At 72.4% G+C, this 25455-nt stretch carries 20 protein-coding genes; 10 read left to right on the top strand and 10 right to left on the bottom strand.

Annotated features, from left to right (window positions below):
* Positions 1 to 6 precede the first annotated feature (6 nt).
* Complete coding sequence (locus tag AVL62_RS15035) at positions 7 to 483, top strand: SRPBCC family protein (RefSeq protein ID WP_058892456.1); 477 nt, start codon at positions 7 to 9, stop codon at positions 481 to 483.
* 62 nt (positions 484 to 545) lie between these two features.
* On the opposite strand, the gene AVL62_RS15030 is transcribed toward AVL62_RS15035, so the two are convergent.
* The 6 genes from AVL62_RS15030 to AVL62_RS15005 all read right to left on the bottom strand — a co-directional run bounded on the left by AVL62_RS15030 (position 546) and on the right by AVL62_RS15005 (position 7138).
* The gene (locus AVL62_RS15030) at positions 546 to 1316 is read right to left on the bottom strand and encodes an amino acid ABC transporter ATP-binding protein (protein ID WP_058892455.1); all 771 of its coding nucleotides are present in this window, start codon (positions 1314 to 1316) and stop codon (positions 546 to 548) included.
* On the bottom strand, positions 1316 to 2122 hold the full coding sequence (locus AVL62_RS15025; RefSeq protein ID WP_058892454.1) for an amino acid ABC transporter permease: 807 nt from the start codon (positions 2120 to 2122) through the stop codon (positions 1316 to 1318). The genes AVL62_RS15030 and AVL62_RS15025 overlap by 1 nt, the downstream gene beginning before the upstream one ends.
* Before the next feature lie 13 nt (positions 2123 to 2135).
* A complete protein-coding gene (locus AVL62_RS15020) occupies positions 2136 to 2942 on the bottom strand; it encodes a transporter substrate-binding domain-containing protein (RefSeq protein ID WP_058892453.1) in 807 nt (268 codons plus the stop codon).
* A 70-nt stretch (positions 2943 to 3012) separates the two neighbouring features.
* The gene (glpK, locus tag AVL62_RS15015; RefSeq protein ID WP_058892452.1) at positions 3013 to 4551 is read right to left on the bottom strand and encodes a glycerol kinase GlpK; all 1539 of its coding nucleotides are present in this window, start codon (positions 4549 to 4551) and stop codon (positions 3013 to 3015) included.
* A 37-nt stretch (positions 4552 to 4588) separates the two neighbouring features.
* Complete coding sequence (locus AVL62_RS15010) at positions 4589 to 5323, bottom strand: MIP/aquaporin family protein (RefSeq protein WP_083519000.1); 735 nt, start codon at positions 5321 to 5323, stop codon at positions 4589 to 4591.
* Between the two features lie 57 nt (positions 5324 to 5380).
* Complete coding sequence (locus AVL62_RS15005) at positions 5381 to 7138, bottom strand: glycerol-3-phosphate dehydrogenase/oxidase (protein ID WP_058892451.1); 1758 nt, start codon at positions 7136 to 7138, stop codon at positions 5381 to 5383.
* A 154-nt stretch (positions 7139 to 7292) separates the two neighbouring features.
* Between AVL62_RS15005 and AVL62_RS15000 the strand changes: the two genes are divergently transcribed.
* Positions 7293 to 8147, top strand: coding sequence for a DUF4081 domain-containing GNAT family N-acetyltransferase (locus tag AVL62_RS15000; protein ID WP_058892450.1), 855 nt, complete (start codon positions 7293 to 7295; stop codon positions 8145 to 8147).
* 21 nt (positions 8148 to 8168) lie between these two features.
* On the opposite strand, the gene AVL62_RS14995 is transcribed toward AVL62_RS15000, so the two are convergent.
* Entirely contained in the window at positions 8169 to 10235 is a 2067-nt protein-coding gene (locus tag AVL62_RS14995; protein ID WP_058892449.1) for a prolyl oligopeptidase family serine peptidase, read from the bottom strand.
* Positions 10236 to 10364: 129 nt separating this feature from the next.
* On the opposite strand from AVL62_RS14995, the gene AVL62_RS14990 reads away from it, so the two are divergent.
* The 4 genes from AVL62_RS14990 (at position 10365) to AVL62_RS14975 (ending at position 16241) form a co-directional block, all read left to right on the top strand.
* Positions 10365 to 11969: a M20/M25/M40 family metallo-hydrolase gene (locus AVL62_RS14990; RefSeq protein ID WP_058892448.1), complete on the top strand. Its 1605-nt coding sequence runs from the start codon at positions 10365 to 10367 to the stop codon at positions 11967 to 11969.
* A 308-nt stretch (positions 11970 to 12277) separates the two neighbouring features.
* A complete protein-coding gene (locus AVL62_RS14985; RefSeq protein WP_058892447.1) occupies positions 12278 to 13486 on the top strand; it encodes a cysteine desulfurase-like protein in 1209 nt (402 codons plus the stop codon).
* Positions 13487 to 13638: 152 nt separating this feature from the next.
* A complete protein-coding gene (locus AVL62_RS14980) occupies positions 13639 to 15426 on the top strand; it encodes a proline--tRNA ligase (protein WP_058892568.1) in 1788 nt (595 codons plus the stop codon).
* 59 nt (positions 15427 to 15485) lie between these two features.
* Positions 15486 to 16241 (top strand): TSUP family transporter, encoded by a 756-nt coding sequence (locus tag AVL62_RS14975; protein ID WP_058892567.1) that lies wholly within the window; start codon positions 15486 to 15488, stop codon positions 16239 to 16241.
* 18 nt (positions 16242 to 16259) lie between these two features.
* Here the strand turns inward: AVL62_RS14975 and AVL62_RS14970 are convergent, their stop codons facing one another.
* The 3 genes from AVL62_RS14970 to AVL62_RS14960 all read right to left on the bottom strand — a co-directional run bounded on the left by AVL62_RS14970 (position 16260) and on the right by AVL62_RS14960 (position 20396).
* Positions 16260 to 17378: an LCP family protein gene (locus AVL62_RS14970; RefSeq protein WP_058892446.1), complete on the bottom strand. Its 1119-nt coding sequence runs from the start codon at positions 17376 to 17378 to the stop codon at positions 16260 to 16262.
* A gap of 62 nt (positions 17379 to 17440) precedes the next feature.
* Positions 17441 to 19396, bottom strand: coding sequence for a thioredoxin domain-containing protein (locus AVL62_RS14965; RefSeq protein ID WP_058892445.1), 1956 nt, complete (start codon positions 19394 to 19396; stop codon positions 17441 to 17443).
* Positions 19397 to 19427: 31 nt separating this feature from the next.
* Positions 19428 to 20396, bottom strand: a complete 969-nt coding sequence (locus tag AVL62_RS14960; RefSeq protein ID WP_058892444.1) for a DUF4439 domain-containing protein — start codon at positions 20394 to 20396, stop codon at positions 19428 to 19430.
* A 102-nt stretch (positions 20397 to 20498) separates the two neighbouring features.
* On the opposite strand from AVL62_RS14960, the gene rimP reads away from it, so the two are divergent.
* The 4 genes from rimP to infB all read left to right on the top strand — a co-directional run bounded on the left by rimP (position 20499) and on the right by infB (position 25363).
* Positions 20499 to 21014: a ribosome maturation factor RimP gene (gene rimP / locus AVL62_RS14955; RefSeq protein WP_083518999.1), complete on the top strand. Its 516-nt coding sequence runs from the start codon at positions 20499 to 20501 to the stop codon at positions 21012 to 21014.
* Entirely contained in the window at positions 21014 to 22045 is a 1032-nt protein-coding gene (gene nusA / locus AVL62_RS14950) for a transcription termination factor NusA (RefSeq protein WP_058892443.1), read from the top strand. Before rimP ends, nusA begins: the two co-directional genes overlap by 1 nt.
* Before the next feature lies 1 nt (position 22046).
* Positions 22047 to 22361 carry a YlxR family protein gene (locus AVL62_RS16740; protein ID WP_083518998.1) on the top strand — a complete coding sequence of 105 codons (315 nt, stop codon included), beginning with the start codon at positions 22047 to 22049 and terminating at the stop codon, positions 22359 to 22361.
* Positions 22362 to 22555: 194 nt separating this feature from the next.
* Positions 22556 to 25363, top strand: a complete 2808-nt coding sequence (gene infB, locus AVL62_RS14945) for a translation initiation factor IF-2 (RefSeq protein ID WP_058892442.1) — start codon at positions 22556 to 22558, stop codon at positions 25361 to 25363.
* Positions 25364 to 25455 lie beyond the last annotated feature (92 nt).

Here is a 25455-nt window from a genome sequence, read left to right as displayed (position 1 = left end):
ACCCGCATGGCCCTGGCCCCGCTGCCCTACGCCGCCTCACGCAGCATCCTCGTGCAGGCGGATCCCGAGCGGATCTTCACCGAGCTCGTCGACTTCCGGCGCTGGCGGGACTGGTCGCCGTGGGAGGCGCTGGACCCGCGCATGCACCGCAGCTACACCGGGCCCAAGTCGGGGGTCGGGTCGGAGTACGCCTGGGACGGCAGCACCAAGGCCGGTGCCGGGACGATGCGGATCAGCGGGGCCCAGGCGCCGCGCTCGGTGCAGATCGACCTGCACTTCGAGAAGCCGTTCCCGACCGACAACGACATCCGGTTCGACCTGCTCCCGCAGCCCGACGGGGACCGGACCCTGGTGACCTGGACCATGGCCGGGCAGCACACCGGCGTGATGCGGCTGCTCGGCCGGGTCCTGTCGATGGACCGGCTCGTCGGCAAGGACTTCGAGCGGGGCCTGGCCAGGCTCAAGGACCTCGTCGAGCGCTGAGCCCCTCAGCACCGGTGTCGCCCGTGGTCGTCGCACGGGCCACCACAGGCGACGCCCGGTCGCTAGAGGACCTTGGAGAGGAACTCCTGGGTGCGCGTCTCCCGCGGGTGCGCGAGCACCTCTCGGGGGTCACCCTCCTCGCAGATGACCCCGTCGGCCATGAAGACCAGCTCGTCACCGACCTCCCGGGCGAAGCCCATCTCGTGGGTGACGACCATCATCGTCATGCCCTCGGCCGCCAACGTCTTCATGACGTCCAGCACGTCCCCGACCAGCTCGGGGTCCAGCGCCGAGGTGGGCTCGTCGAAGAGCATCATGTCCGGGTCCATCGACAGCGCCCGGGCGATGGCCACGCGCTGCTGCTGGCCGCCGGACAGGTGGGCCGGGTAGGCGTCGACCTTGTCCGACAGCCCGACCCGGTCGAGGTTGGCACGGGCGATCTCCTCGGCCTCCCTGCGGCTGCGCTTCTTGGCCCGCTGCTGGGCGATGGTGAGGTTGCGCAGGACGGTCATGTGGCTGAAGAGGTTGAACTGCTGGAACACCATGCCGATCCGGGACCGGACGGCGTCGAGCTCGGTCTCGGGGTCCGTGATGTCGATGCCCTCGATGAGCACCTGCCCCGAGGTCGGCTCCTCCAGCCGGTTGACGCAACGCAGCAGCGTCGACTTGCCGGAGCCGGACGGGCCGATGACGCAGACCACCTGGCCCTTGTCGACGTGGAAGTCGATGCCGGTGAGGACGTGGTTGTCGCCGAACGACTTGTGCAGGTCACGGACCTCGATCGCCGGGGCGCCGTGGTCGATCTCCTGGGTGGGGTGCAGCTGCTGCGGCATCAGCGGGACCTCTTCTGTCGGCGCTCGAGCCACGCCACCACGCGGGTGAGCGGCAGGGTGATGGCGAGGTACATGAGGCAGGCGAAGATGAGACTCGTCGCGGTGCCGGCCGACGGCCCGCTGGTCATGAAGTCGCGCGCCATCGTGGTGAGCTCCTTCTGGTTGGCGGCCATCCCGACGACGAAGAGCAGCGACGTGTCCTTGATGAGGATCACCAGCTCGTTGGTCAGCGGGGGGATGACGATGCGCAGCGCCTGGGGCATGACGACCGTGGCCATGGTCCACGGTCCGCTCATCCCCAGGCTCCGGGCCGCCTCGGTCTGGCCCTTGGGGACCGCCTCGATGCCGGCCCGGAGCGTCTCGGCCATGTAGGCACCGGCCACGAGCATGAGGGCGACGAGCCCGGCGCCGATCGTCCCGCCCGGTGGGCGCCATCCTCCGAAGGCGATCGGCACGCCGAAGGCCATGAAGAGGATGACGACGAGGGCGGGCAGCCCGCGGAAGAGCTCGATGTAGGCGGTGGCCACCCACCGGAAGGGTGCGATCGGGGCGAGCTTCATGAGCACCAGGACCATCGCCAGCACGAATCCGCCGACGAAGGCGATGAGCGTGTAGAGGATGGTGTTCTTGGCACCGACGAAGACGAAGTCCTGCCAGGTCTCGGTGAACCCTTCGCGCAGGAAGAAGTTGCTCGAGATCGCCTCCCAGTCCGCGATCAGCGCGAAGACGACGACCAGGAGGACGAACAGGGCGTAGAGAGCGAGCCGGACGGCGCGCTGCCGCTGCGTACGGGTCAGAGAACCCATGAGGCGGGGCCGATCAGTCCTCGGCGCTGAAGTAGGTGTCGTAGATCTCGTCGTACTCCCCGCTGTCCCGCAGCTCGGTCAGCTGCTCGTTGACGGCCTCCACGAGCGCCGTGTTGTCCAGCTGCATGGCCAGACCGTAGGTCTCGTCGGTGGAGTACTCCTCGACGATCTCGTAGTCACCGTCCCTGGCGTGCTCCACGTTGACCGGCAGGTCCTGCAGGAGCGCCTCGACCTGGCCCGCCTGGAGCGCCTGGTACATCTCGGCGTCGCTGGGGAAGGCGGTGATGGTCGCCTCGGGTGCGTTCTCGTTGGTGTAGGCCTCGCCGGTGGTGCCCTGCTGCACCCCGACGGTCCGTCCGGCGAGGTCCTCGATCCCGGCGATGTCGGAGTCCGCGGGGACCAGCAGCGACTGCTGGGAGTCGTAGTAGCCGTCGGAGAAGGCGAGGTTCTCCTGGCGGTCCTCGGTGATCGTCATGGCGGAGGCCGCCAGGTCGCAGTCACCCGAGTTCAGGGCAAGCCCCGACTGGAGACCGTCGAAGGAGGAGTCCTTGATCTCGAGCTCGAGGCCCAGACCCTCGGCCACCGCGCTCACGATGTCCACGTCGAATCCGGTGAACCCGGTCTCGGAAGACTCGTCGAAGTCCTCGAACGGGGGGTAGGGGACGTCGGAGCAGACGGTCAGGGTGCCCTCGGTCACGAGGTCGAGGTCGGCGCCGGCGGCCTCTCCGCCGGAGTCGCTGCCGGAGTCGTCGGAGCCGCAGGCGGCCAGGGTGAGCGCCAGGGTGGCGGCGCCGATCACGGGAAGGAAGGAGTTCTTCATGGGCGCACCCTACGTCCGGCCCGGGCGAGACGCGCTCACCCGGGCCGGATCGTGACCGAATCGATGCCGGTCAGGCGCTCTCGGCCTCCTCGGCAGCCTCTTCCGCGGCCTCGGCGTCCTCGTCGACCCAGTCGAAGGTCTTGGTCACCGCCTTCTTCCACTGGCGGTAGAGCCGGTCGCGCTCGGCGTCCTTCATCGTGGGGCTCCAGCGCTGGCCCTCCTCCCAGTTGTCGATGACGTCCTGCTCACCGCTGAAGAACCCGACGGCGATGCCGGCCGCGTAGGCGGCCCCGAGCGCGGTCGTCTCCGCCACCTTGGGGCGGACCACGTCGACCCCGAGGATGTCGGCCTGGAACTGCATGAGGGTCTCGTTGGCCACCATGCCGCCGTCCACCCGCAGCTCGGTCAGCTCGACACCGGAGTCGGCGTTCATCGCGTCGGAGACCTCGCGGGTCTGGAACGCCGTGGACTCCAGCGCCGCCCGGGCGATGTGGTTCTTGTTGACGTAACGGGTCAGACCCACGATGGCGCCGCGGGCGTCGTCCTTCCAGTAGGGCGCGAAGAGCCCCGAGAAGGCCGGCACGATGTAGCAGCCGCCGTTGTCGTCGACCTGGGTCGCCAGCCGCTCGATCTCCGGCGCGTCCGAGATGAGCCCGATGTTGTCCCGCAGCCACTGCACCAGGGACCCGGTCACCGCGATCGAGCCCTCCAGGGCATACACGGCGTCCTGGTCGCCGATCTTGTAGCACACCGTCGTGAGCAGGCCGTTCTCGCTCGGCACGATCTCGGTCCCGGTGTTGAGCAGCATGAAGTTGCCCGTGCCGTAGGTGTTCTTGCTCATGCCCTTCTCGAAGCAGGCCTGCCCGAAGGTCGCGGCCTGCTGGTCGCCGAGGATTCCGGCGATCGGCACGTGCAGCTTCGTGCTCTCGCCGTAGACCTCCGCCGAGGACCTGATCTCCGGCAGCATCGACAGCGGGATGCCCATGTCGGAGGCCACCTGCTCGGACCAGCTGAGGGACTGCAGGTCCATGAGCATCGTGCGGGAGGCGTTGGTGACATCGGTGACGTGCACGCCGCCCTCGGTGCCGCCGGTGAGGTTCCAGACCGTCCAGCTGTCGGTGTTGCCGAAGAGGAGGTCACCGGCCTCGGCCTTCTCCCGGGCGCCCTCGACGTTGTCGAGGATCCACTTGACCTTGGGTCCGGAGAAGTACGTCGCGAGCGGGAGCCCGCAGATGTGCTTGTACCTGTCCGCACCCTCCTCGCCCGCCAGGTCGGCGACGACCTTGTCGGTCCGGGTGTCCTGCCAGACGATGGCGTTGTAGACGGCCTCACCGGTGTTCTTGTCCCACACGACCGCGGTCTCCCGCTGGTTGGTGATGCCGATGGCCGCCAGCTCGTCGTTGCCGACCCCACCCTTGCCCAGGGCGATGCCGATGACCTCCTTGGTGTTCTGCCAGATCTCGGCCGGGTCGTGCTCGACCCAACCCGCCCTGGGGAAGATCTGCTCGTGCTCCTTCTGCCCGACCGAGTGGATTTCACCGCTCTTGGTGAACACGATGGCACGGGTGCTGGTGGTTCCCTGGTCGATCGCCAGGACGTAGTCAGCCATGGATGCGCTCCTTCACGTCGTTGTGGATGGGGTGGTCTCAGCCGTACAGCGCGGCTACGAGGCCGGCCAGGATGCCGCCGACGACCGGTCCGGCGATCGGCACCCAGGAGTAGCCCCAGTCGCTGGTGCCCTTGCCCGGGATGGGCAGGACGGCGTGGGCGATGCGCGGACCGAGGTCACGGGCCGGGTTGATCGCGTACCCGGTCGGGCCACCGAGGCTGGCACCGATACCGACGACGAGCAGGGCCACGGCCAGGGGACCGAGCTCGTTGGGGGTGTTGCCGAACATGATGACGACGAAGACCAGGACGAAGGTGCCGATGACCTCGGTGGCGAAGTTCCAGCCGTAGTTGCGGATCTCCGGGCCGGTCGAGAAGACCCCGAGCTTGGCGGCGGGGTCGCCGTCGGCGTCGAAGTGCTGCTTGTAGGCCACCCAGCAGAGCACGGCGCCGAGGAAGGCCCCGAGCAGCTGCGCCAGGATGTAGATGGCGGCGTTGCCGATGCTGGCGGCCACGCCCGGGGCGAACTCCTCGGCACCGTTGGCCAGCAGCCCGACCGTGACGGCCGGGTTGATGTGCGCCCCGGACTTGTAGGCGGTGAAGACGCCGGCGAAGACGCCGAGGCCCCAGCCGAAGTTGATGAGCAGCCAGGCGGCGCTCGCGCCGCCTCCGGTGCCCTTGGTCTTGGGGAGGATGGCGTTGGCCACCACACCACAGCCGAAGAGCAGCAGCATCATCGTGCCGAGCACCTCTGAGATGAAGATCTCTCCCACGTCGCAGGATCCTTTCTGTGCTCACGGGCCCGGACGGGCGTCCGGGACCCCCGGGGGTCAGGCGTCCTTGCCCGCCCCCATCGCCTGGAGCGGGGCGACCTCACCGAGGTGGTCCCGGACCCGGGCGGCGCTCTCGTCGTCCGGCTCGGCGGCGGCCGCGATCTCCGCCTCCGCGCGGGCGGTGTAGGCCTCGATCTCGGCCTGCTTCTTCTCCTCGTCCCAGCCCAGCTCGGCCGCCGCGATGTCGGCGATCTCGGGGACCGTGTCCAGGCCCTTGCGGGGTGCCTCGTAGATGAGCCGGGTGCGGCGCATCATGAGGTCCTCCAGGTGCAGGACCCCCTCGGTGCGGCAGGCGTGGGCGACCTCGGCGCGCAGGTAGGCGCTGGAGTGCTCGAGGGTGCGGGCCAGGGAGGGGTCGGCCTCGATGAGCTCGAGCAGCTCCTCCACCAGCGACCCGTAGCGGTGGAGCAGGTGGTCGGTCATCTGCTCGCTCCAGCCGTGCTGCTCGCGCAGGGCCGGCATCCGGTGCCGCATGGCGGCCTCGCCGACCGCGCCCAGCAGCGGGATCTGGTCGGTCACGCAGGGCAGGTCGTCGGCCTTGCCGCCGAGCGCGAAGTCCACGGCGTCCTTGGCCATGACCCGGTAGGTCGTGAGCTTGCCGCCGCCGATGACGGTGAGCCCGGGCACGGGGCTGGCGACGGTGTGCTCCCGGCTGACCTTCGCCGAGTCCGTGCCCTCCTTGGTGCCCGGCTGCAGCAGCGGGCGCAGACCGGCATACCAGCCGACGACGTCGTCCCGGGTGAGGGTCGTCTTGAGCACGGCGTTGGCGTGCTCGAGCACGTAGTCGATGTCCGCCGCCGTGGCCACCGGGTTCTGCCGGTCCAGCTCCCAGGGGGTGTCGGTGGTGCCCAGGATCCAGTAGCGCGACCAGGGGATGAAGAACAGCACCGACTTCTCGGTCTGCAGGAACAGCCCCGAGGTGCCCTGGATGCGCTCGCGGGGGATGACCAGGTGGATGCCCTTGGAGGCCAGCACGTTCAGCCCGCCGTCGGTGTCGGCCAGCCCGGAGACGTCGTCGGTCCAGACGCCGGTGCAGCTGATGACGTGCTCGGCCCGGGCCTCGAAGCGCTCCCCGGTCTCGAGGTCGACCAGCTCGGCGCCGACGGCCTTGCCGTGCTCGTCCTTGACGATGCTGACGACCTCGGTGCGGCTCGCGGCGCGCGCGCCGTAGGTGTGGGCGGTGCGGACCAGGGTGGAGACGAGCCGGGCGTCGTCGACGGTGGCGTCGTAGTACTTGACCGCGCCGATGGCCGTCTCGTGGCGCAGGTCGGGGAACTGCTTGCTCAGCCCGCCACGCGTGGTGTGCTGGTGGATGGGCAGGGCGCGCCGCCCGGGCATGAGGTTGGCCAGCACGTCGTAGAGGGTGACCCCGGCGCCGTAGTAGGCCCGCTGCCACACCCGGTGCTCCAGGGGGATGAGGAAGGGCATCGGCTTGACGAGGTGCGGGGCCAGGGTCTTGAGCAGCAGACCGCGCTCGGTGAGCGCCTCGTGCACCAGCTTGAAGTCGAGCATCTGCAGGTAGCGCAGGCCACCGTGCACGAGCTTGGTGGACCACTGCGAGGTGCCGGACGCCCAGTCCTGCGCCTCGACGACGACCGTCGACAGCCCCCGCGTGGCCGCGTCGAGCGCCACCCCCGCCCCGGTGACCCCACCGCCGATGACCAGCACGTCGAGCGGCCGGCCGCCGGCACCCGACTCCTTGAGGGCCTGGATCGCCTGCTCGCGGCTGGCGGGGTCGAGTGGGCGAGGCTGCATGGTGGCCTTCCGGTCGTGGACGTCCCGTGGTGCCCTCCGATCCTGCCCTGACCTGACCTGTCCCGCAAGGGCACGGCCCCGGGCGTCGGGGCAGGTGGAGGGCCTCGCGCGGGCCCGTGTCGCACGAGCGCCGAGGGTGGGGCAGGCTGGGGGCATGCTGCGCACCCTCGGCTCCGGGACGTCGAGCGTGCGCGCCTACGGTCTGCAGGACGTCCGGCGTGCCCTCGACGTGTGCGCCGAGGACCCGGTCAGCAATGTCTTCGTCGCCGCGCGCATCCGGGAGAGCGGTCTGGTCGGCACCCGCGGACCCCTCTACGGCTACGAGACCGGCGGTGAGCACGCCCTGTGCTGGTGCGCGGCCAACGTGGTCCCTGTCGGCGCCAGCCCGCGCGCGCTGGGGGCGCTGGCGGGCACCGTGGTCAAGCGCCGGGCGACCGCGAGCTCGGTCTTCGGCCCCGCCGACCAGGTGCTGGACCTGTGGGGCCGCCTGCGCCGTCACTGGGGCGAGCCGCGCGAGGTGCGCCGCAACCAGCCGGTGATGACGATGCAGGCCCTGCCGAGCGAGGTCGGCGTGCCGCTGGACCCGCAGGTGCGGCCGGCCCGGCCGGAGGAGGTCGACCTGGTGCTCCCCGCCGCCGCGGCGATGTTCACCGAGGAGATCGGCTACCCGCCCTACCGCGGCAACGCCACGGCATACCGTCGCGCCGTGGCGGGCCTCGTCGACGAGGGGCACACGCTGGTGCGGGTGGAGGACGGGGAGGTCGTCTTCAAGGCCGACCTCGGCTCGGTGGCGCTGGGGGTGGCCCAGGTGCAGGGGGTCTGGGTGAACCCGCGCTGGCGCGGCCAGGGGGTGGCGGCGCCGGCGATGGCCGCCGTGGTCGAGCACACCATCCGGCACGTCGCCCCGGTCGTCACCCTCTACGTCAACGACTTCAACGCCCCGGCCCTGGCGACCTACCGCCGGGTCGGCATGGTGCAGACGGGCACCTTCGCCACGGTCCTGCTCTGAGCGGTCCCGCGGCGGACCGCCTCAGCCGGTGAGCCGCTCGTGCAGGAAGGCCCACGCGAGGGCGTGCCACGTCGCCCACTGCGCGGCGGTGCTGGCGCCCCCGTGCCCACCCTCGGTGTTCTCCCAGTAGGTCACGTCGCGCCCGTGCTCCTCCAGCAGCGCCGCCATCTTGCGGGCGTGGCCGGGGTGCACCCGGTCGTCGCGGGTCGAGGTCGCGAGGTAGACCGGCGGGGTCGGCCGCTCGGGGTCGAAGCGCTGGTAGGGGGAGAAGGTCTGCAGCCACTCCCACTGCTCGGGGTCGTCCGGGTCGCCGTACTCCGCCATCCACGAGGCCCCGGCCAGCAGGTGGTGGTAGCGCCCCATGTCGAGCAGCGGCACCTGGCAGACGACGGCCCCGAAGTCCTCCGGGTAGCCGGTGAGCATGTTGCCCACGAGCAGGCCGCCGTTGCTGCGCCCGGTCGTCCCCAGCCGGGGCACGGAGGTCACGCCGCGGGCGACGAGGTCGCGGGCGACCGCGACGAAGTCCTCGTAGGCCCGCGGACGCTGTTCCTGGAGGGCCGCCTGGTGCCAGCGCGGGCCGAACTCCCCGCCCCCGCGGATGCCGGCGACGACGTGCACGTGGCCGTGCGCCAGCCAGGCCCGGCCGACGATGGGGTCGTAGGCAGGGGTGAGGGCGTGCTCGAAGCCGCCGTACCCGTGCAGCACCGTCGGTGTCGAGCCGTCCCCGGGCAGGTCGGCAGGACCCACCTGCCAGTAGGGCACGCGGGTGCCGTCCGCGGACGTGGCCCACTGCTGGGTCACCTCCAGGCCGCTGGCGTCGAAGCGCTGCGGCGCCTGCCGCAGGGTCTCGAGCCGCAGGTCCTGTCCCTGGCCCTCCTCGAGGTGGGCCAGCGAGAGGGTCATCGGGTCGAGGAAGCCGGTCGTGACGACCCACAGGTCGTCGCTCTCGTGGTCGTCGACCGCCGACAGGCTCACGGTCCGCAGGCCGACCTCCAGTGCGTCGGTGAGGTCGGTGGTGACCCATCCCTGCGCGGTCCTGCGGTGCGCCTGGACGGTGTGCCGCACCTCCTGCAGGGTGGTCGTGACGAGCTGGTGGGCGGTCCAGCTGAGGCCGACGAGGGCGGAGCGCTCGTCCGGGGCGACCAGGCAGGTCCACGGTGCCGTGGCCGGGTCCGTCAGGACGGCCGGCAGCGGGGCCACCACCAGGGCGCCGGGTGCGTACTCCAGCCCGGGTCGCGGACGCCAGGCGTGGCGCAGCTCGACGGCGACCTGGTCCCCGTGCACCGAGATCGAGGCCGTCTCGGGCAGGTCCAGCGCCTGCACCCCGTCGGTGGTGAGGACGAGCGCCTGCTCGCGGTAGAACGCCGGGACCCGGGTGAGCACGGTCTGGTCGCGTTCCTGGTCGTGGTGCACGAACACCCCGAGGTCCTCCTCGGGAACCGTGTGGACGACCTCCGCCTCGGAGGCGGGCGTGCCGCGGCGCCACAGCCGGACCGTGCGCGGGTACCCCGAGCGGGTCGCGCCGGTGGGGTCGTCGGCGGTGGTGAGGAACACGTGGTCGCGGTCCCGCCACGTCAGGCTGCCCTTGGCCTCGGGTTTGGCGAAGCCCTCCGGCGCGGGGACGAAGAACCCCGTGGTCAGGTCCAGCTCGCGGGTGGTGCCCGCGTCGGAGCCGCCGCGGGACAGGTGCACCAGGGCACGGTCGTGTCCGGGGCGCAGGAGGGCGGCCCCCTGCCACACCCACGGCACGTCCTCCGCGGCCGCGAGCGCGTCGACGTCGACCAGCACCTCCCAGGCCGGCTCCTCGGTGCGGTACGACGCCCAGGTGGTGCGGCGCCATACCCCTCGGGGGTGGTCGGCGTCGGTCCAGAAGCCGTAGAGGTGGTCGCCGGCCTGGCGGACGAGCGGGATGCGGTCGCTGGCCTCCAGGGCGTCCTGGATGCCGGCGTGCAGCGCGGGGAAGACGTCGGTGCGGCGCAGCGTGTCCTCGCTGGCCGCCGAGCGCTCGCGCACCCAGGCGAGGGCCTGCGGCGACTCGACCTCCTCGAGCCAGCGGTGCGGGTCGGTGCCGGACGAGGTCTGTGTCATACGCCCATGTCATCACAGGCGGCGCGACGCGGCGTGGCGCCGGTGCTCGCGCGGCGTCCCCCACGTCGCTAGGTTGACCTGCGGGCCCCGTCCCAGGAGCCCGTCCACCCGAGCGACGAAGGAGTCCTCATGAACCATCGCCTGCGCCACCGGCGCACGCTGGGCACGGCCGCTGCCGGCGCCCTCATCGCATCCGCCCTGGTGGCCGCGCCCTCCGGCGCTGCCCCGGCCGAGAGCGGGTGCGAGAACCGCACCAACAACACCTACGCCAAGCTGCTCGAGTGCGTGCGTCTCGGCGGGGTCGTCGAGCACCTCGAGGCCTTCCAGGCCATCGCCGACGCCAACGACGGGAACCGTGCCGACCAGACCCCGGGCTACGAGGCGAGCGTCGACTACGTCGTCGAGGTCCTCGAGGCGGCCGGCTGGTCCGCCGAGGTGGAGGAGTTCACCTACGACGCCGCGGATGTCGTGCTCCGCCAGCTCACCCCGGTCGACGGCACCTACACCGCCTTCGACGCCGCGGGCACCGGCGAGGGCGACGTGACCGGCGCGGTCGTCCCCGTGGACATCAACCTCGCGGGCGACCGCGCGAACAGCAGCGGGTGCGAGGCGGAGGACTTCGCCGGGCTCGACCTCTCCGGACCGGACGACGTCGTGCTCGTGCAGCGCGGCTCGTGCGCCTTCGGGCTGAAGGCACAGAACGCCCAGGCCGCCGGTGCGGAGGCCGTCGTCATCTTCAACCAGGGTGACCCCAGCACGACCACGGGCGACCGGTTCGGTCCGGTCAACCCGACGCTGCTGCCGTTCGAGGCGAGCATCCCGGTCGTCGGTACCGACTTCGCCGCCGGTGAGGCGCTGGCGCAGGAGGGCTCCACCGCCCAGGTCACGGTCGACTTCTTCGAGGCGACCTCCTACAACGTCATCGGCGAGCTGGCCGGCAAGACCGACGGCAACGTCGTCATGGCCGGGGCACACCTGGACTCGGTCGAGGCCGGACCGGGCATCAACGACAACGGCACCGGCTCGGCCGCGCTGCTCGAGGTCGCCCAGCAGATGAGCAAGTCCAAGCCCCAGAACACCGTGCGGTTCGCCTGGTGGGGTGCGGAGGAGCTGGGCCTCATCGGCTCCACCGAGTGGGTCGGGCAGCGGACCGAGGAGGAGCTCGACGAGATCGCGCTCTACCTCAACTTCGACATGATCGGCTCGCCCAACTACTACTTCGGGGTCTACGACGCGGACGAGTCGAGCTTCGAGGCGCCCGTCGTCGTGCCGGAGGGCTCGGAGGACATCGAGAAGACGTTCGAGTCGTTCTACACGCTGCGCGACGAGCCCTACGACGACTCGGCCTTCAGCGGTCGCAGCGACTACCAGGCCTTCATCAACAACGGCATCCCCTCCGGTGGCCTCTTCACCGGCGCCGAGGTGGTCAAGACCGAGGAGCAGGAGGAGATCTGGGGTGGCACCGCGGGCGACCAGTTCGACCCCTGCTATCACGAGGCCTGCGACACGATCGACAACTACGACGCGCACGCGCTGGAGGTCAACTCCGACGCCGTGGCCTTCGCGGTCTTCACCTACGCCGCCTCCACCGAGACGGTCAACGGTGTCGCGGGCGCGAAGATCCCGGGTCGCTTCACCGTTCCCGAGCCGGCCGGACCGGAGCACACCTTCGCCGGCCCGCTGGGTGGTGACGACCACGGCCACGACCACGACGTGGCGGGCGAGCACGAGTGACGCGCGGCCCGGGCCTGCCGGCCCGGGCTGACGTCACCCGAGGGTGGGTGGGCCGAGCGCTCACCCACCCTCGTCGTGCGTACGTCTCTCTCCCCAGGCGGCGTGCGCGGGGGAGCGGTCGCCGCCTGAGCAGAGAAAGGTGGCCGAGGCGGGAGTCCCAGCACCTGCTCGGGCGGCCCTTCTCTGCTCAGGTTCATGCGCGGCCAGACAGCCGTGCATCGGGAGCCCTTCTCTGCCCAGGCGTGCCGGCTCAACCGGCGGGCGGGCCGCGCCGGACGCTGCACCGGGGCCCGCCTAGGGTGGGCGGTATGCCGCTCGACGTCGCCGCCGTCCGTGCCCAGTTCCCCTCCCTGCGCTCCGGGGTCGCCTTCTTCGACGGCCCAGGCGGTTCGCAGACGCCCGAGGTGGTGGCCGGCGCCGTGGCCACCACGCTCACCAGCCCCATCTCCAACAGGGGGGTCGTGACCGCCAGCGAGCGGCGCGCCGACGAGGTCGTCGTCCAGGCGCGGTCCGCGCTGGGCGACCTGCTGGGTGTCGACCCCGGGGACGTGGTCTTCGGCCGGAGCATGACGGCGCTGACCCTGGACCTCGCGCGCACTCTCGCGCGCGGCCAGGGCTGGGGCCCCGGCGACGAGGTCGTGGTGAGCTCGCTGGACCACGACGCCAACATCCGCCCGTGGGTCCTGGCCGCCGAGGCGGTCGGCGCCACCGTGCGGTGGGCCGAGGTGGACCCGGCCACGGGGGAGCTGCCGGTCGAGGCGGTCACCTCGGTGCTGTCCGGGCGCACCCGGATGGTCGCGGTGACGGGGGCCTCGAACCTGCTGGGGACGAGGCCTGACGTCCGGGGCATCGCCGACGCGGCCCACGAGGCCGGCGCTCTGGTCCACGTGGACGCCGTGCACCTGGCCGCGCACGACCGCATCGACCGGGAGGCGCTCGGCGCCGACCTGCTGACCTGCTCGCCCTACAAGTTCTTCGGGCCGCACCTGGGGGTGCTCGTGGCCCGGCCGGGTCTGCTGGAGGAGCTCCACCCGGACAAGCTGGTGCCCTCGAGCGACGCCGTGCCCGAGCGCTTCGAGCTGGGCACCCTGCCCTACGAGCTGCTGGCCGGTGCCACCGCCGCCGTCGACCTCATCGCCGGCTGGGGAGAGGGCTCCTCCAGGGCGCAGCGCCTCACCAGCGCCTTCGCCGCGGTGGAGGCGCACGAGGGGGCGCTGCGGGAGCGCATCGAGGACGGCCTGCGGGCCATCGACGGCCTGACCCTCTGGTCGCGGGCGGCCCGCCGCACCCCGACGCTCCTGTTCACCCTGGACGGGGTGCCGCCGAGCGAGGTGCACCGGCACCTGGCGGGGCTCGACGTCAACGCGCCCGCCAGCCACTTCTACGCCTGGGAGCTGTCCCACCGGCTGGGTCTGGGGTCGACCGGCGGCGTGCGGGTGGGCCTGGCGCCCTACACCAGCACCGAGGACGTGGACCGGCTCCTCGCGGGCGTCGCCGAGGTGGCCGCCCGGCGCTGAGCCCGGCCGGCCGGCGCCGTCGCTGCCCGCCGTAGGCCCGGCCGGAATCCCGTCGAGGTGCTCCTCGGCCGGCAGGTACCCTCGTACCGCCGGCACCACCGGCATACCGCGACGAATCCCCCTGCCACCCCGAGGAGTGCCCCCACGTGGTCATGCGCCTGTCGACCCTGTTCCTGCGGACCCTGCGCGAGGACCCGGCCGACGCCGAGCTGCCCGGGCACAAGCTGCTCGTGCGGGCCGGCTACATCCGGCGGGCGGCCCCGGGCATCTACTCCTGGCTGCCGCTGGGTCTGAAGGTGCTGCGCAAGGTCGAGGCGATCGTCCGTGAGGAGATGGACGCGATCGGCGGCCAGGAGCTGAGCTTTCCCGCGCTGCTGCCGCGCGAGCCCTACGAGGCGACCAACCGGTGGACCGAGTACGGCCCGCTCATCTTCCGGCTGCAGGACCGCAAGGGCAACGACATGCTCCTCGGACCGACCCACGAGGAGATGTTCACCCTCGCGGTCAAGGACATGTTCAGCTCCTACAAGGAGCTGCCGCTCACCCTCTACCAGATCCAGACGAAGTACCGCGACGAGGCGCGGCCCCGTGCCGGGCTGCTGCGCGGCCGCGAGTTCGTCATGAAGGACTCCTACTCCTTCGACGTGACCGACGAGGGGCTGGAGCAGGCGTACGCGCGGCACCGTGAGGCCTACGTGCGCATGTTCGACCGGCTCGGCTTCGACTACGTCGTCGTGCACGCCGACTCCGGGGCCATGGGCGGCTCGGCCAGCGAGGAGTTCCTCGCGGTCAGCCCGGTGGGGGAGGACACCTTCGTCCGCTGCGCGGAGTCCGGGTATGCCGCGAACGTCGAGGCGGTCGTGGTGCCCCAGGCGCCGCCCGTCGACGAGGCCACGGTGGCGGCGACCCCTGCGGCGCACGTCGAGGACACCCCCGACAGCCCCACCATCGCCACCCTCGTGGACCAGGGCAACGCCCTGCACCCGCGGGCCGACGGCCGGCCCTGGACGGCGGCCGACACCCTCAAGAACGTCGTCGTCCTGCTGACCCACCCCGACGGCCGCACCGAGCCGCTCGCCATCGGCCTGCCGGGCGACCGGGAGGTCGACGCCAAGCGGCTGGACGCCCAGGTCGCCCCCGCCACCTGGCGTCCGTTCGAGGAGGCCGACTTCGCGGCCTACCCGATGCTGGCCAAGGGCTACATCGGCCCCGGCGTGCTCGGTGAGGAGCGGTCCTCGGGGATCCGGTACCTCCTCGACCCCTCGGTCGCCGAGGGGTCGGCCTGGGTGACCGGTGCCGACGAGGACGGCAGGCACGTCTTCGACCTCGTGCTGGGGCGGGACTTCACCGCCGACGGGACCATCCAGGCCGCGGAGATCCGTGAGGGCGACCCGAGCCCCGACGGTGCCGGCCCGCTCACGCTCGCCCGCGGGATCGAGATGGGGCACATCTTCCAGCTCGGCCGCAAGTACGCCGAGGCGCTGGACCTCAAGGTGCTGGACGAGAACGGCAAGCTCGTGACGGTGACCATGGGCTCCTACGGGGTCGGGGTCTCGCGCGCCGTCGCGGCCGTGGCCGAGGCGACGCACGACGACCTCGGGCTGGTGTGGCCCCGCGAGCTGGCGCCGGCCGACGTGCACGTCGTCGCCACCGGCAAGGACCAGGCGGTCTTCGAGCACGCCGAGGGACTCGTGGCCGAGCTCTGCGACCAGGGGCTCGAGGTCGTCTTCGACGACCGGCCCAAGGTCAGCCCCGGCGTGAAGTTCAAGGACGCCGAGCTGCTCGGCGTGCCGACGATCGTCGTCGTGGGCAAGGGCCTGGCCGACGGCGTCGTCGAGGTCAAGGACCGCCGCTCCGGTGCCCGACGCGAGGTCCGGGTCGAGACCTGCGTCGCCGAGGTCCTGGCCGAGGTGCGGGGCGCGACCCCGACCCCGGGCTGAGCCCCGACCCGTCGGTGCTGGCCGCGCTGGACCTGGAGCCACGGGTCCTGGTCCTCCTCATGCTCGCCGGGCTCGCGGCCGGATTCATCGACGCCGTGGTCGGCGGTGGCGGGCTGGTCCAGCTCCCCGCCCTGCTCCTGGCGCTGCCGGGCGTGAGCCCGGTGCAGCTGCTGGCGACCAACAAGCTGGGCTCGATCTGCGGCACCACCACCAGCTCCCTCACCTACCTGCGCCGTATCCGGCCCGACCTGCGCACCGCGCTGCCGCTGGCGGGCGCCGCCCTCTGCGGCAGCGCGGCCGGGGCGGCGCTCGCCTTCCACATCCCCAAGGCGGCCTTCACCCCGCTCATCCTCGTCGTCCTGGTGGCGGTGGGGGCCTACACGCTCGTGAAGCCCTCGATGGGGCAGATGCAGGCGCTGCGCTTCTCCCACTCCCGGCGGCGGCACCTGGCGTGGGCCGTCCTCATCGGGCTGGGCGTGGGCGCCTACGACGGGGCGCTGGGTCCGGGGACGGGCTCGTTCTTCGTCTTCGCGCTCGTGAGCATCCTCGGGTACGGGTTCCTCGAGGCGAGCGCGAAGGCCAAGATCGCCAACCTCGCGACCAACCTCGCGGCGCTGGCCGTGTTCGTCCCGCAGGGGGCGGTCATCTGGTCGGTCGGGCTGCTCATGGGCGCCTCGAACGTCGTCGGCGGCTATCTCGGAGCCAGGGTGGCGGTCTCCCGCGGCAGCAGGTTCGTGCGGGTCTTCTTCGTGGTGGTGCTCGTCGCCTTCATCGCCAAGCTCGGCTACGACACCTGGGTGCAGCTGGCGGGCTGACGTCGCCCGGCCTGCGCGTCACCCTCCGGGGGCGTAGCCCGTCCCCCAGCGCTCGACGTAGGACTCGACCGAGTCCTCCCGGATCGCCTCGCCGAGCGCCGCGGTCTGCTCCCGGTCCACGACGTTGACCGACTGGCCCTGGATCGTGTCGAAGCCGGTGAGGGGCACCATGAGCGAGATGGTGTCCTCGGGGTCGAGCTCGGTGAGCAGCGGGGCGAGCGCGACGAAGTCCGCGACGTCGAGGTCCCCGGTCACCTTGACGTTGTCCCGCAGGTTGGCCACCAGCTCCGGGAAGTCCTGCGGGTCGTCCTCGAGGCGCTCCTGAAGCCGCTCCATCATCCCGATCATCACCGCCCGCTGACGCTCGGTGCGGTCGAGGTCCCCCAGGGGCAGCGTCTGGCGCTGTCGGGCGTAGATGAGCCCGTCGGTGTTCTCCAGCCGGATCTCGCCCTCCGGGAAGACGACCTCCCGACCGGTGGAGCCGACCACCACCGAGGAGGCGTGCTGGTTGTCCACCTCGAAACCCTCCAGCCACCGGGTGAGGTTGATGAACCCCTGGAAGTTGGACTGCAGGACGTAGTCGATCTCCACGCCACCGAGCAGGTCGGAGACCGTGGCGCGCAGCGTGTCGGTGCCGCCCCGGGCGAACGCCGAGTTGATCTTCCCCTGGCCGAGCCCCGGGATGTCCACCCACATGTCGCGGGTGAACGAGACGAGCGCGACGTCCTCGCGGTCGGCCGGAAGGTGCAGCAGCATGATGGTGTCGGACTGCCCCGTCATCGAGGAGGGGTCCCGCGAGTCGGTCCCGACCAGCAGGACGTTCACGGGCCCGCTGCCCAGGGGGGAGCTCTCGGGTGCGGCCGAGGTCCGCTGCGCCGCCGTCGCCGTCGAGGACGCCGTCGCGGACCCGGTGCGGGCCGCGCTGTCACCCGCCGGTGCGGTGCTCGTGGCGCCCGCGTCGCCGGGGGACCCGGTGCCGGCGGTGCTGTCGGTCGTCGCCGGTGCGCCTGCCGACGACGTCACCGCGTCGCGGTCCTCGGTGGTCGGGGCCACCTGGGTGGTGGCCGGGCCGCCGTCGCTGCAGGACGTCAGCACCAGCACGGCGGTGAGGGTGGCCAGGGCCCGGGAGAATCGCACGACTCCATGCTCGCAGACGGAGGCGCACCGGGCGGGAGGGCCGTCCTGGCGTGGCAGCGTCCTCAGGGTCGTCGGGGGAGGTCGGCCGGGTCGGGGGAGGGCAGGCCGCACACCGTCCCCCGGCAGACCAGCGCCAGCCCGGGGCCGACCTGCGGCGTGTTGTCGCCGCCACCGGTCGCGGGGCAGACGACGAGGGTGCCCACCGGGGTGCGGCCGGCGGCCCGCGCCAGCTCGGCGCCCGGACGCGCCCCCAGGTGCACCGTGACCGGCCCGGCGGCCAGCTCCTCGGCCGCCACCAGGGACCACCCGGAGAAGCGTGGGGCCTGCTGCGCCGTGGCCGCCACCCGGGCGAGGGCCTGACGGGCACGGTCCAGCCGGTCCGCGCGGGAGCCCTGGGCACCGGCCCGCACGAGCGCGACGGCGAGGGCGGACAGCCCGCCTGGCTCGGCGTTGTCACCCATCGACGACGGGGCGAGGAAGAGCTGCTCGCCGTCGCGCCCCGTGGCGGCGAAACCGCCGTCCGGCTCGCCGAAGAGGTCGAGGGCGCTGTCGAGGAGATCGTCGGCCTCCGCGAGCCACCGCGGGTCCCCGGTCGCCCGGTGCAGCGCCAGGAGGCCGTCGGCGAGGGAGCCGGCGTCCTCGGCCACGCCGAGGGAGCGTCCCACGACGCCGTCCCGCGAGCTGCGTCGCAGGCGGCCGTCGACGACGTGGACGTCCAGGAGGAAGCGGGCGCAGCGCGCGGCGACGTCGACCCAGTCCTCCTCCCCGAACACCCAGCCGGCGTGCGCGAGCGCGCCCACCAGCAGCCCGTTCCAGGCGGTCACGACCTTGTCGTCGCGGCCCGGCTGGGGTCGCAGGCTCCGGGCGACGTCCAGCCGCTGCCGGACCCCGTCGAACCACGCGCGGTCCTTGGGGTCGGCACGCAGCTGCAGCGTCGAACGGCCGTGCTCGAAGGTGCCGGTCCCGGTGACCCCGAGCAGGTCGGCGGCCGCCTCGCCGTCCTCGGGCCCCAGGACGGCCGCGAGCTCGGCCCGGGTCCACGTGTACGTCGCGCCCTCCACCCCGTCGGTGTCGGCGTCGAGCGAGCTGGCGAAGGCCGCCTGCTCGGTCCACAGCTCCCGGACCAGCCACTCGACGGTCTCCCGCACGACGCGCTCTGCCCAGGGTCGCGAGGTCTCGTCGGTGCGGGCCAGGTCCGTGTAGACCCCCAGCAGCAGCGCGTTGTCGTAGAGCATCTTCTCGAAGTGCGGGACGACCCAGGCCCGGTCCACGGCATACCTCGCGAACCCGCCGCCGACCTGGTCGTAGGTGCCGGACCGGGCGAGGTGCTCGCAGGTGCTCCGCACCATCGACAGGGCGTCCTCGTCGCCGGTGCGGGCGTGGTGACGCAGCAGGAACGCCAGGACCATGGCCGGCGGGAACTTCGGCGCCCCGCCGAACCCGCCCCACCGGGGGTCGTACTCGCCGGCCAGGGCCGCCACCGCGCCCTGGAGGTCGAGGGTGCCCCGGTCCGCGGCAGCGGCATCGGCCCGCGCCGTGGCCTGCCGCAGCCGCGCGGCCACCTCGGCGGCCCCCTGCTCGAGGCGGTCCCGATCGGAGGTCCACTGCCCTGCGGCGGCCCGCAGCAGCCGGAGCAGGTCGTCCCTGGGCAGGTACGTGCCCGCCCAGAACGGTTCCCCGGTGGGCGTGAGCAGGCAGGTCATGGGCCACCCGCCATGACCGGTGAGCGCGGTGGTGGCGCTCATGTAGGCGGCGTCGACGTCCGGTCGCTCCTCCCGGTCCACCTTGACCGCCACGTAGCCCTCGCGCAGGACCCGGGCGACCTCCTCGTCCTCGAAGGACTCGTGCGCCATGACGTGGCACCAGTGGCAGGCGGCGTACCCCACGGACAGCAGGACGGGCACCCCGCGGTGCCGGGCCTGCTCGAAGGCGTCCTCACCCCACTCCCACCAGTCCACCGGGTTGTCCGCGTGCTGCAGGAGGTAGGGCGAGGTGCTGCTGGCGAGACGGTTCGGCATGCCCCCAGTCTGCCTCGCCGAGCGAGCGGGCTCAGGGCTGGATCATGCCCGGGAAGGGCTGCTCGGGCACACCCAGCCGGTCCGCCCAGAGGTCGGCCTCGAGGACGAGCCGTAGCAAGGACTCCACCTGCGCCACGTCCGACCCGGCCCGGTCGGCGACCGACAGGACCGCCGGTGCGACGTCCTGCACCACGGCCCGTGCGAGGGTGAGGCGCTGCTCCGCGTCGGCGAGCGGCTCGGGGAGGTCGTAGCCCAGCGGTGGGACCGGAGCCGCGTCCCCCGCCAGGGTGACGAGGGTGCGGGTGACCGAGCGCAGCGGGGCCAGGACGTCCTCGTAGCGCTCCCGCTCCTCCCCTCCGGAGCGCGCCGTGACCACCTCCAGCGCGAAGACGGCGGGGCGGGTGCGGGCCAGGACGGGGACCGCCGCCGTGCCGGTCGGTCCGACCAGCGGGGGCCAGTCCGTGGCGGCCCCGAGACGCTCTGCGCTCGCCAGGTGCTGGGCCGCGAGCGACAGCAGCATGGGGCGGTGCACCGAGGTGGAGGTCGCGACACCCTCGAGCATGGCTGCCAGGTCCTCCCGCACCCTGCGCCCGACCTCGGTCAGCTCCGTGGGGACGACCGAGGTGGCCGCGGCGTCGTCACCGGCGCCGCTGGTCGCCGCCCCGGCGTCCTGCACCCCGCCGCCGCGGAGCGCCTGCAGGACCAGGTCGAGGCGTTCCACCTGGGTCGCCCACACGTCGTCGAGGGTGCGCGCCAGCTGGCGGGCGTCGCCGCTCGGGCGGGTGGCCGCCAGCAGGTCTCGGTAGCCCGCGACCCGGTACCGGGCGTCCTCGAGCAGGGGCAGGTCAGGGGTCGCGCGGGCCTCCTGCGGGTCGGTCGAGGGGTCCGGGGACCACGGCGTGCGCAGTCGCTCGCCGCTGCATCCCGTGAGCAGGGCCCCTGTCGCGACGCCCGCTCCCGCACGCAGGAGGGTGCGGCGGGAGGTGGCGGCACGGGGCATGGGCGCCATCCTCGCAGACGGTAGGCTGTCCACCCCGGGGCCGTACGCCGCGGGCACCTGAGCGTGCCCGGCCCGCCGACAGCAGAAGACGAGGAGAACCGCATGGACGCCCGCGCCGCCGCCGCGACGATCACGCAGCACACCTCCGAGGCCCTGCAGCACGCCGGCCTGGGCGTCGTGGTCGACGACGTCAGGGTGCAGGAGGCCGGACGGCGACGGCTGGTCCGCGTGCTGCTCGCCCGCGACGTGTCCACCATCCCCGCCGAGGACACCACGTCCCCGGTGGAGCCGCTGAGCCTCGACGAGGTGTCCGAGGCCACCACGACGGTGTCCTCCGCCCTGGACGGGTGCGCGGTCATGGGGGAGCGTGCCTACACCCTCGAGGTGAGCTCGGCGGGCACCGACCGGGCGCTCACCACGCCCGCCGACTTCCGGCGCAACGTGGGGCGGCTGCTCTCCGTGGTGCGCACCGACGGCAGCTCGACGACCTCGCGGCTGCTCGCCGCCGGGCCCTCGGAGCTGCGGCTGGAGGGGGAGGACCACCTGGTGCCGCTGTCCGAGGTGACGCGGGCCCAGGTCCAGATCGAGTTCACCCGCCCCGACGGAAAGGACGCATGATGGACATCGACATGGCCGCGCTCCGCTTGCTCGAGCGCGAGCGCGAGATCCCCATGGACGTCATCGCCGAGGCGATCGAGCAGGCTCTGCTCTCCGCCTACCAGCGCATCGAGGGGCATGCCCGCCACGCCCGCGTCGAGCTCGACCGGAGCAGCGGGCACGTCACGGTGTGGGCCCGCGAGGACCCGCCGGTCCTCGAGGACGGCACGCGGGGCGAGCCCGGGCCGGAGTACGACGACACCCCGGAAGGTTTCGGGAGGGTCGCCGCCTCCACCGCCCGGCAGGTCATCACCCAGCGGATGCGGGACCTCGAGGACGACGCCATCCTCGGGGACTTCCGCGGACGCGAGGGGGACATCGTCTCCGGCGTCATCCAGCAGTCGAACGACCCGCGCCGCGTGCTCGTGGACTTCGGGACGATCGAGGGCGAGCTGCCAGTCTCCGAGCAGGTGCCGGGGGAGAGCTACGAGCACGGGCAGCGCCTGCGCTGCTACGTCGTGAGCGCCAAGCGAGGCATGCGCGGCCCGCACGTCATGCTGTCGCGGACCCACCCGAACCTCGTGCGCCGGCTCTTCGCCCTCGAGGTCCCCGAGATCGCCGACGGCACCGTGCAGATCGACGCCATCGCCCGCGAGGCCGGTCACCGCACCAAGATCGCGGTCCACTCGCCGGTGCCGGGGGTCAACGCCAAGGGCGCCTGCATCGGGCCCATGGGTCAGCGGGTCCGGGCGGTGATGGCCGAGCTGCAGGGCGAGAAGATCGACATCGTCGACTACGACGACGACCCGGCGTCCTTCGTGGCGGCGGCGCTCTCGCCGGCGCGGGTGACGTCGGCGGCCGTGGTCGACACCCGCACCAAGCAGGTCCGGGTGGTGGTCCCCGACTACCAGCTGTCGCTGGCCATCGGGCGCGAGGGCCAGAACGCCCGCCTCGCCAACCGGCTGACCGGCTGGAAGATCGACATCCGCGCCGACACCGAGGAGCAGGTCGAGCACGGAGCAGCGGCCACCTCGCCCGACCCCAGCGTGTAGAGTGAAGGGTCGGACCGGAGCTGACCTCCCGGTGCGGGCAGGATCACCTGTCCGCACCTGCGTGGGGTGTCGGCGACGGGACGAGCAAGCCGCGCTGCTGCGGCTGGTGGCTCGTCGGGACGAGGCCGGATCGTGGACGGTCGTCCCGGACGAACGCCGACGTCTTCCGGGGCGTGGTGCCTACGTGCACCCGCGCACCGGGTGTGTCGAGTCGGCCGTGGCTCGCCGCGCCGTCGTCCGTGCCCTGCGCCTCCCGGCGCCGGTGCCGGTCGATCTCGCGGAGGTGCTGCGGCACTCGGTGCAGCAGCACGGATGAAGGACCTCGCCGGACCGACCGGTCCGGTGAGACGCATCACGGGCGGGCCATGGCCTGTCATCGAGGACACCGGAAGCGGGTTTGACGCTGATGAGCACCCGATGAGTACTCAGCGATGAGCACCCACCAGCAGTAGTCGCGACCTCCCCGAGCGGGTTCGGTCGTGGCGCCAGACACCAAGGAGACACCACACCGTGCCAAAGCTCAGGGTTTACGAGCTCGCCAAGGAGCTCGGGGTCGAGAGCAAGGAGCTGCTCGCCCACCTGAAGGACCAGGGAGAGTTCGTGAGGTCGGCGTCGTCGACCATCGAACCTCCCGTCGTACGCAAGATCCGCGAGAACCCCCCGGCCGGCTCCGGCCCGAAGGGGTCCGACCAGGCCCAGGCGTCCACCGCCAAGGCCTCGAAGGGTTCTGCCCCCAAGCCGGGTCCCGCTCGGCCCGCGACGCCGTCCCCGGCGCCGACGGCCGCCACCACGTCCGAGGCTCCGGCCCCGGCTGCCCCCGAGGCGACCCCGTCGCCGACGCCGCGTCCGGCCGAGCCGGTGCAGCAGCAGCCGGCCGCCCAGGAGCCGACGAGGGAGAAGCCCGCGGCCCCGGAGCCGACGCCGCAGGCGCCCACCCCGCAGGCGCCGGCCGCCAAGGCCGCGCCCAAGGCCCCGCGACCCGGTGCCAAGCCGGGACCGCGACCGGGCAACAACCCCTTCAGCTCCAACCAGGGGATGGGCCAGTCCCGTGACCGCCGCGGTGGTCAGGGTGATCGCGGCGGCTCGCCGCGGCCGGGCAACAACCCGTTCGCGACCAGCCAGGGCATGCCCCGGCCCGGCGGCAGCCGAGGTTCGGAGCGCCCGGCCGCACGCCAGGGCACCGGTGCCGCCGGTCCTCGTCCCGGCGGTCCCCGTCCGAACCCGGGCATGATGCCGGCCCAGGCCGCGGTGCCCCGTCCCGGTGAGCGCCCTGCGCGCGGTGGCGGCCGTGGCCGCCCCGGCGGGGGCGGCCCCGGTGGCCCCGGCGCTGCGGGAGGTTTCCGTGGCCCCGGTGGAGGTCGTGGCGGCGGTCCCCGCGGCCGCGGTGGCACGGCGGGTGCGTTCGGTCGAGGCGGCGGGAAGGTCCGCGGACGCAAGTCCAAGCGGGCCAAGCGCCAGGAGTTCGAGCAGATGCAGGCGCCCGCCATCGGGGGCGTCAACGTGCCCCGTGGCAACGGCGCGACCATCACGGTGCGGCGCGGCGCGTCGCTGACCGACTTCGCCGACAAGATCAACGTCGACCCCGCGTCGCTGGTGACCGTCCTCTTCCACCTCGGTGAGATGGCCACGGCCACCCAGTCGTTGGACGAGGACACCTTCGGGGTGCTCGGTGCCGAGCTCGACTACACCATCAGGGTCGTCTCGCCGGAGGAGGAGGAGCGCGAGCTGCTCAGCTCCTTCAACATCGATCTCGAGGCCGAGGCGGACGCCGAGTCCGACGAGGACCTCGAGGCCCGCCCCCCGGTCGTCACGGTCATGGGTCACGTCGACCACGGCAAGACGCGCCTGCTGGACGCCATCCGGCAGGCCGACGTGGGCGGCGACGAGGCCGGTGGGATCACCCAGCACATCGGTGCCTACCAGGTCCGGACCGAGCACGAGGGCCAGGAGCGGGCGATCACCTTCATCGACACCCCCGGGCACGAGGCGTTCACCGCCATGCGTGCACGTGGTGCGAAGGTGACCGACATCGCCATCCTCGTGGTCGCCGCGGACGACGGCGTCATGCCGCAGACGATCGAGGCGCTCAACCACGCGCAGGCGGCCGACGTGCCGATCGTGGTCGCCGTCAACAAGATCGACGTCGACGGCGCGGACGCGGCCAAGGTGCGCGGTCAGCTGACCGAGTACAACCTCATCGCCGAGGAGTACGGCGGGGAGACGATGTTCGTCGACGTGTCGGCCAAGAACCAGCTCAACATCGACGACCTGCTCGACGCGGTGCTGCTGACGGCCGACGCGGCGCTCGACCTGCGGGCCAACCCGGACAAGGACGCGCGCGGTGTGGCCATCGAGGCCAACCTCGACAAGGGCCGCGGAGCGGTCGCGACCGTGCTGGTCCAGCAGGGCACGCTGCGGGTCGGGGACGCCATCGTCTCCGGCGGTAGCCACGGACGGGTGCGGGCCATGCTCGACGAGCACGGCAACAACGTCGAGGAGGCCACCCCGTCACGTCCGGTGCAGGTGCTCGGGATGGACACGGTGGCCCGTGCGGGCACCACCTTCGTGGTGGCCCCCGACGACCGGACCGCCCGGCAGATCGCGGAGAAGCGTGAGGCTGCCGACCGGCAGGCCGCACTGGCCAAGTCCCGCAAGCGGATCAGCCTGGAGGACCTCAACCAGGCCCTCGCCCAGGGCAAGGTCGAGACCCTCAACCTCATCCTCAAGGGTGACGTGTCGGGATCCGTGGAGGCCCTGGAGGACGCGCTGCTCCAGATCGACGTCGGTGACGAGGTCGACCTGCGCATCATCGACCGAGGCGTCGGCGCCATCACGATGAACAACATCAACCTGGCGGTCGCCTCGGACGCGGTCATCCTCGGCTTCAACGTCCGGGCGGAGGGTCAGAACGCCGACTACGCCGACAAGGAAGGCGTCGAGATCCGCTACTACTCGGTGATCTACCAGGCCATCGAGGACATCGAGAACGCCCTCAAGGGCATGCTCAAGCCCGAGTACGAAGAGGTCGAGACCGGGACCGCGGAGGTCCGCGAGATCTTCCGCAGCTCCAAGTTCGGCAACGTGGCGGGCTGCCTCGTGCGCAGCGGCGAGATGCGCCGTGGTGCCAAGGCGCGCATCACCCGCAACGGGGTCGTCATCACCGAGGGTCTGCAGATCGCCGGCCTGCGGCGGTTCAAGGACGACGTCACCGAGGTCCGCGAGGGCTTCGAGTGCGGTGTCAACCTGGGGTCGTTCAACGACCTGCAGCCGGACGACCTCATCACCACCTACGAGATGCGGGAGATCCCGCGCAGCTGAGGTGACCTGACGGACGACGAGGCCGGTCCCACGCCCCTGGGCGCAGGACCGGCCTCGTCGCTCCGGCGCACCGGCTCCGTAGGATGGGCCGG

Origin of the sequence: Serinicoccus chungangensis (assembly GCF_001483745.1) — a bacterium.
Classification (GTDB): Bacteria; Actinomycetota; Actinomycetes; order Actinomycetales; family Dermatophilaceae; genus Ornithinicoccus; species Ornithinicoccus chungangensis_A.
Note: the sequence above shows the minus strand (reverse complement) of the source record. Positions and strands in the feature narration are given on the sequence as shown.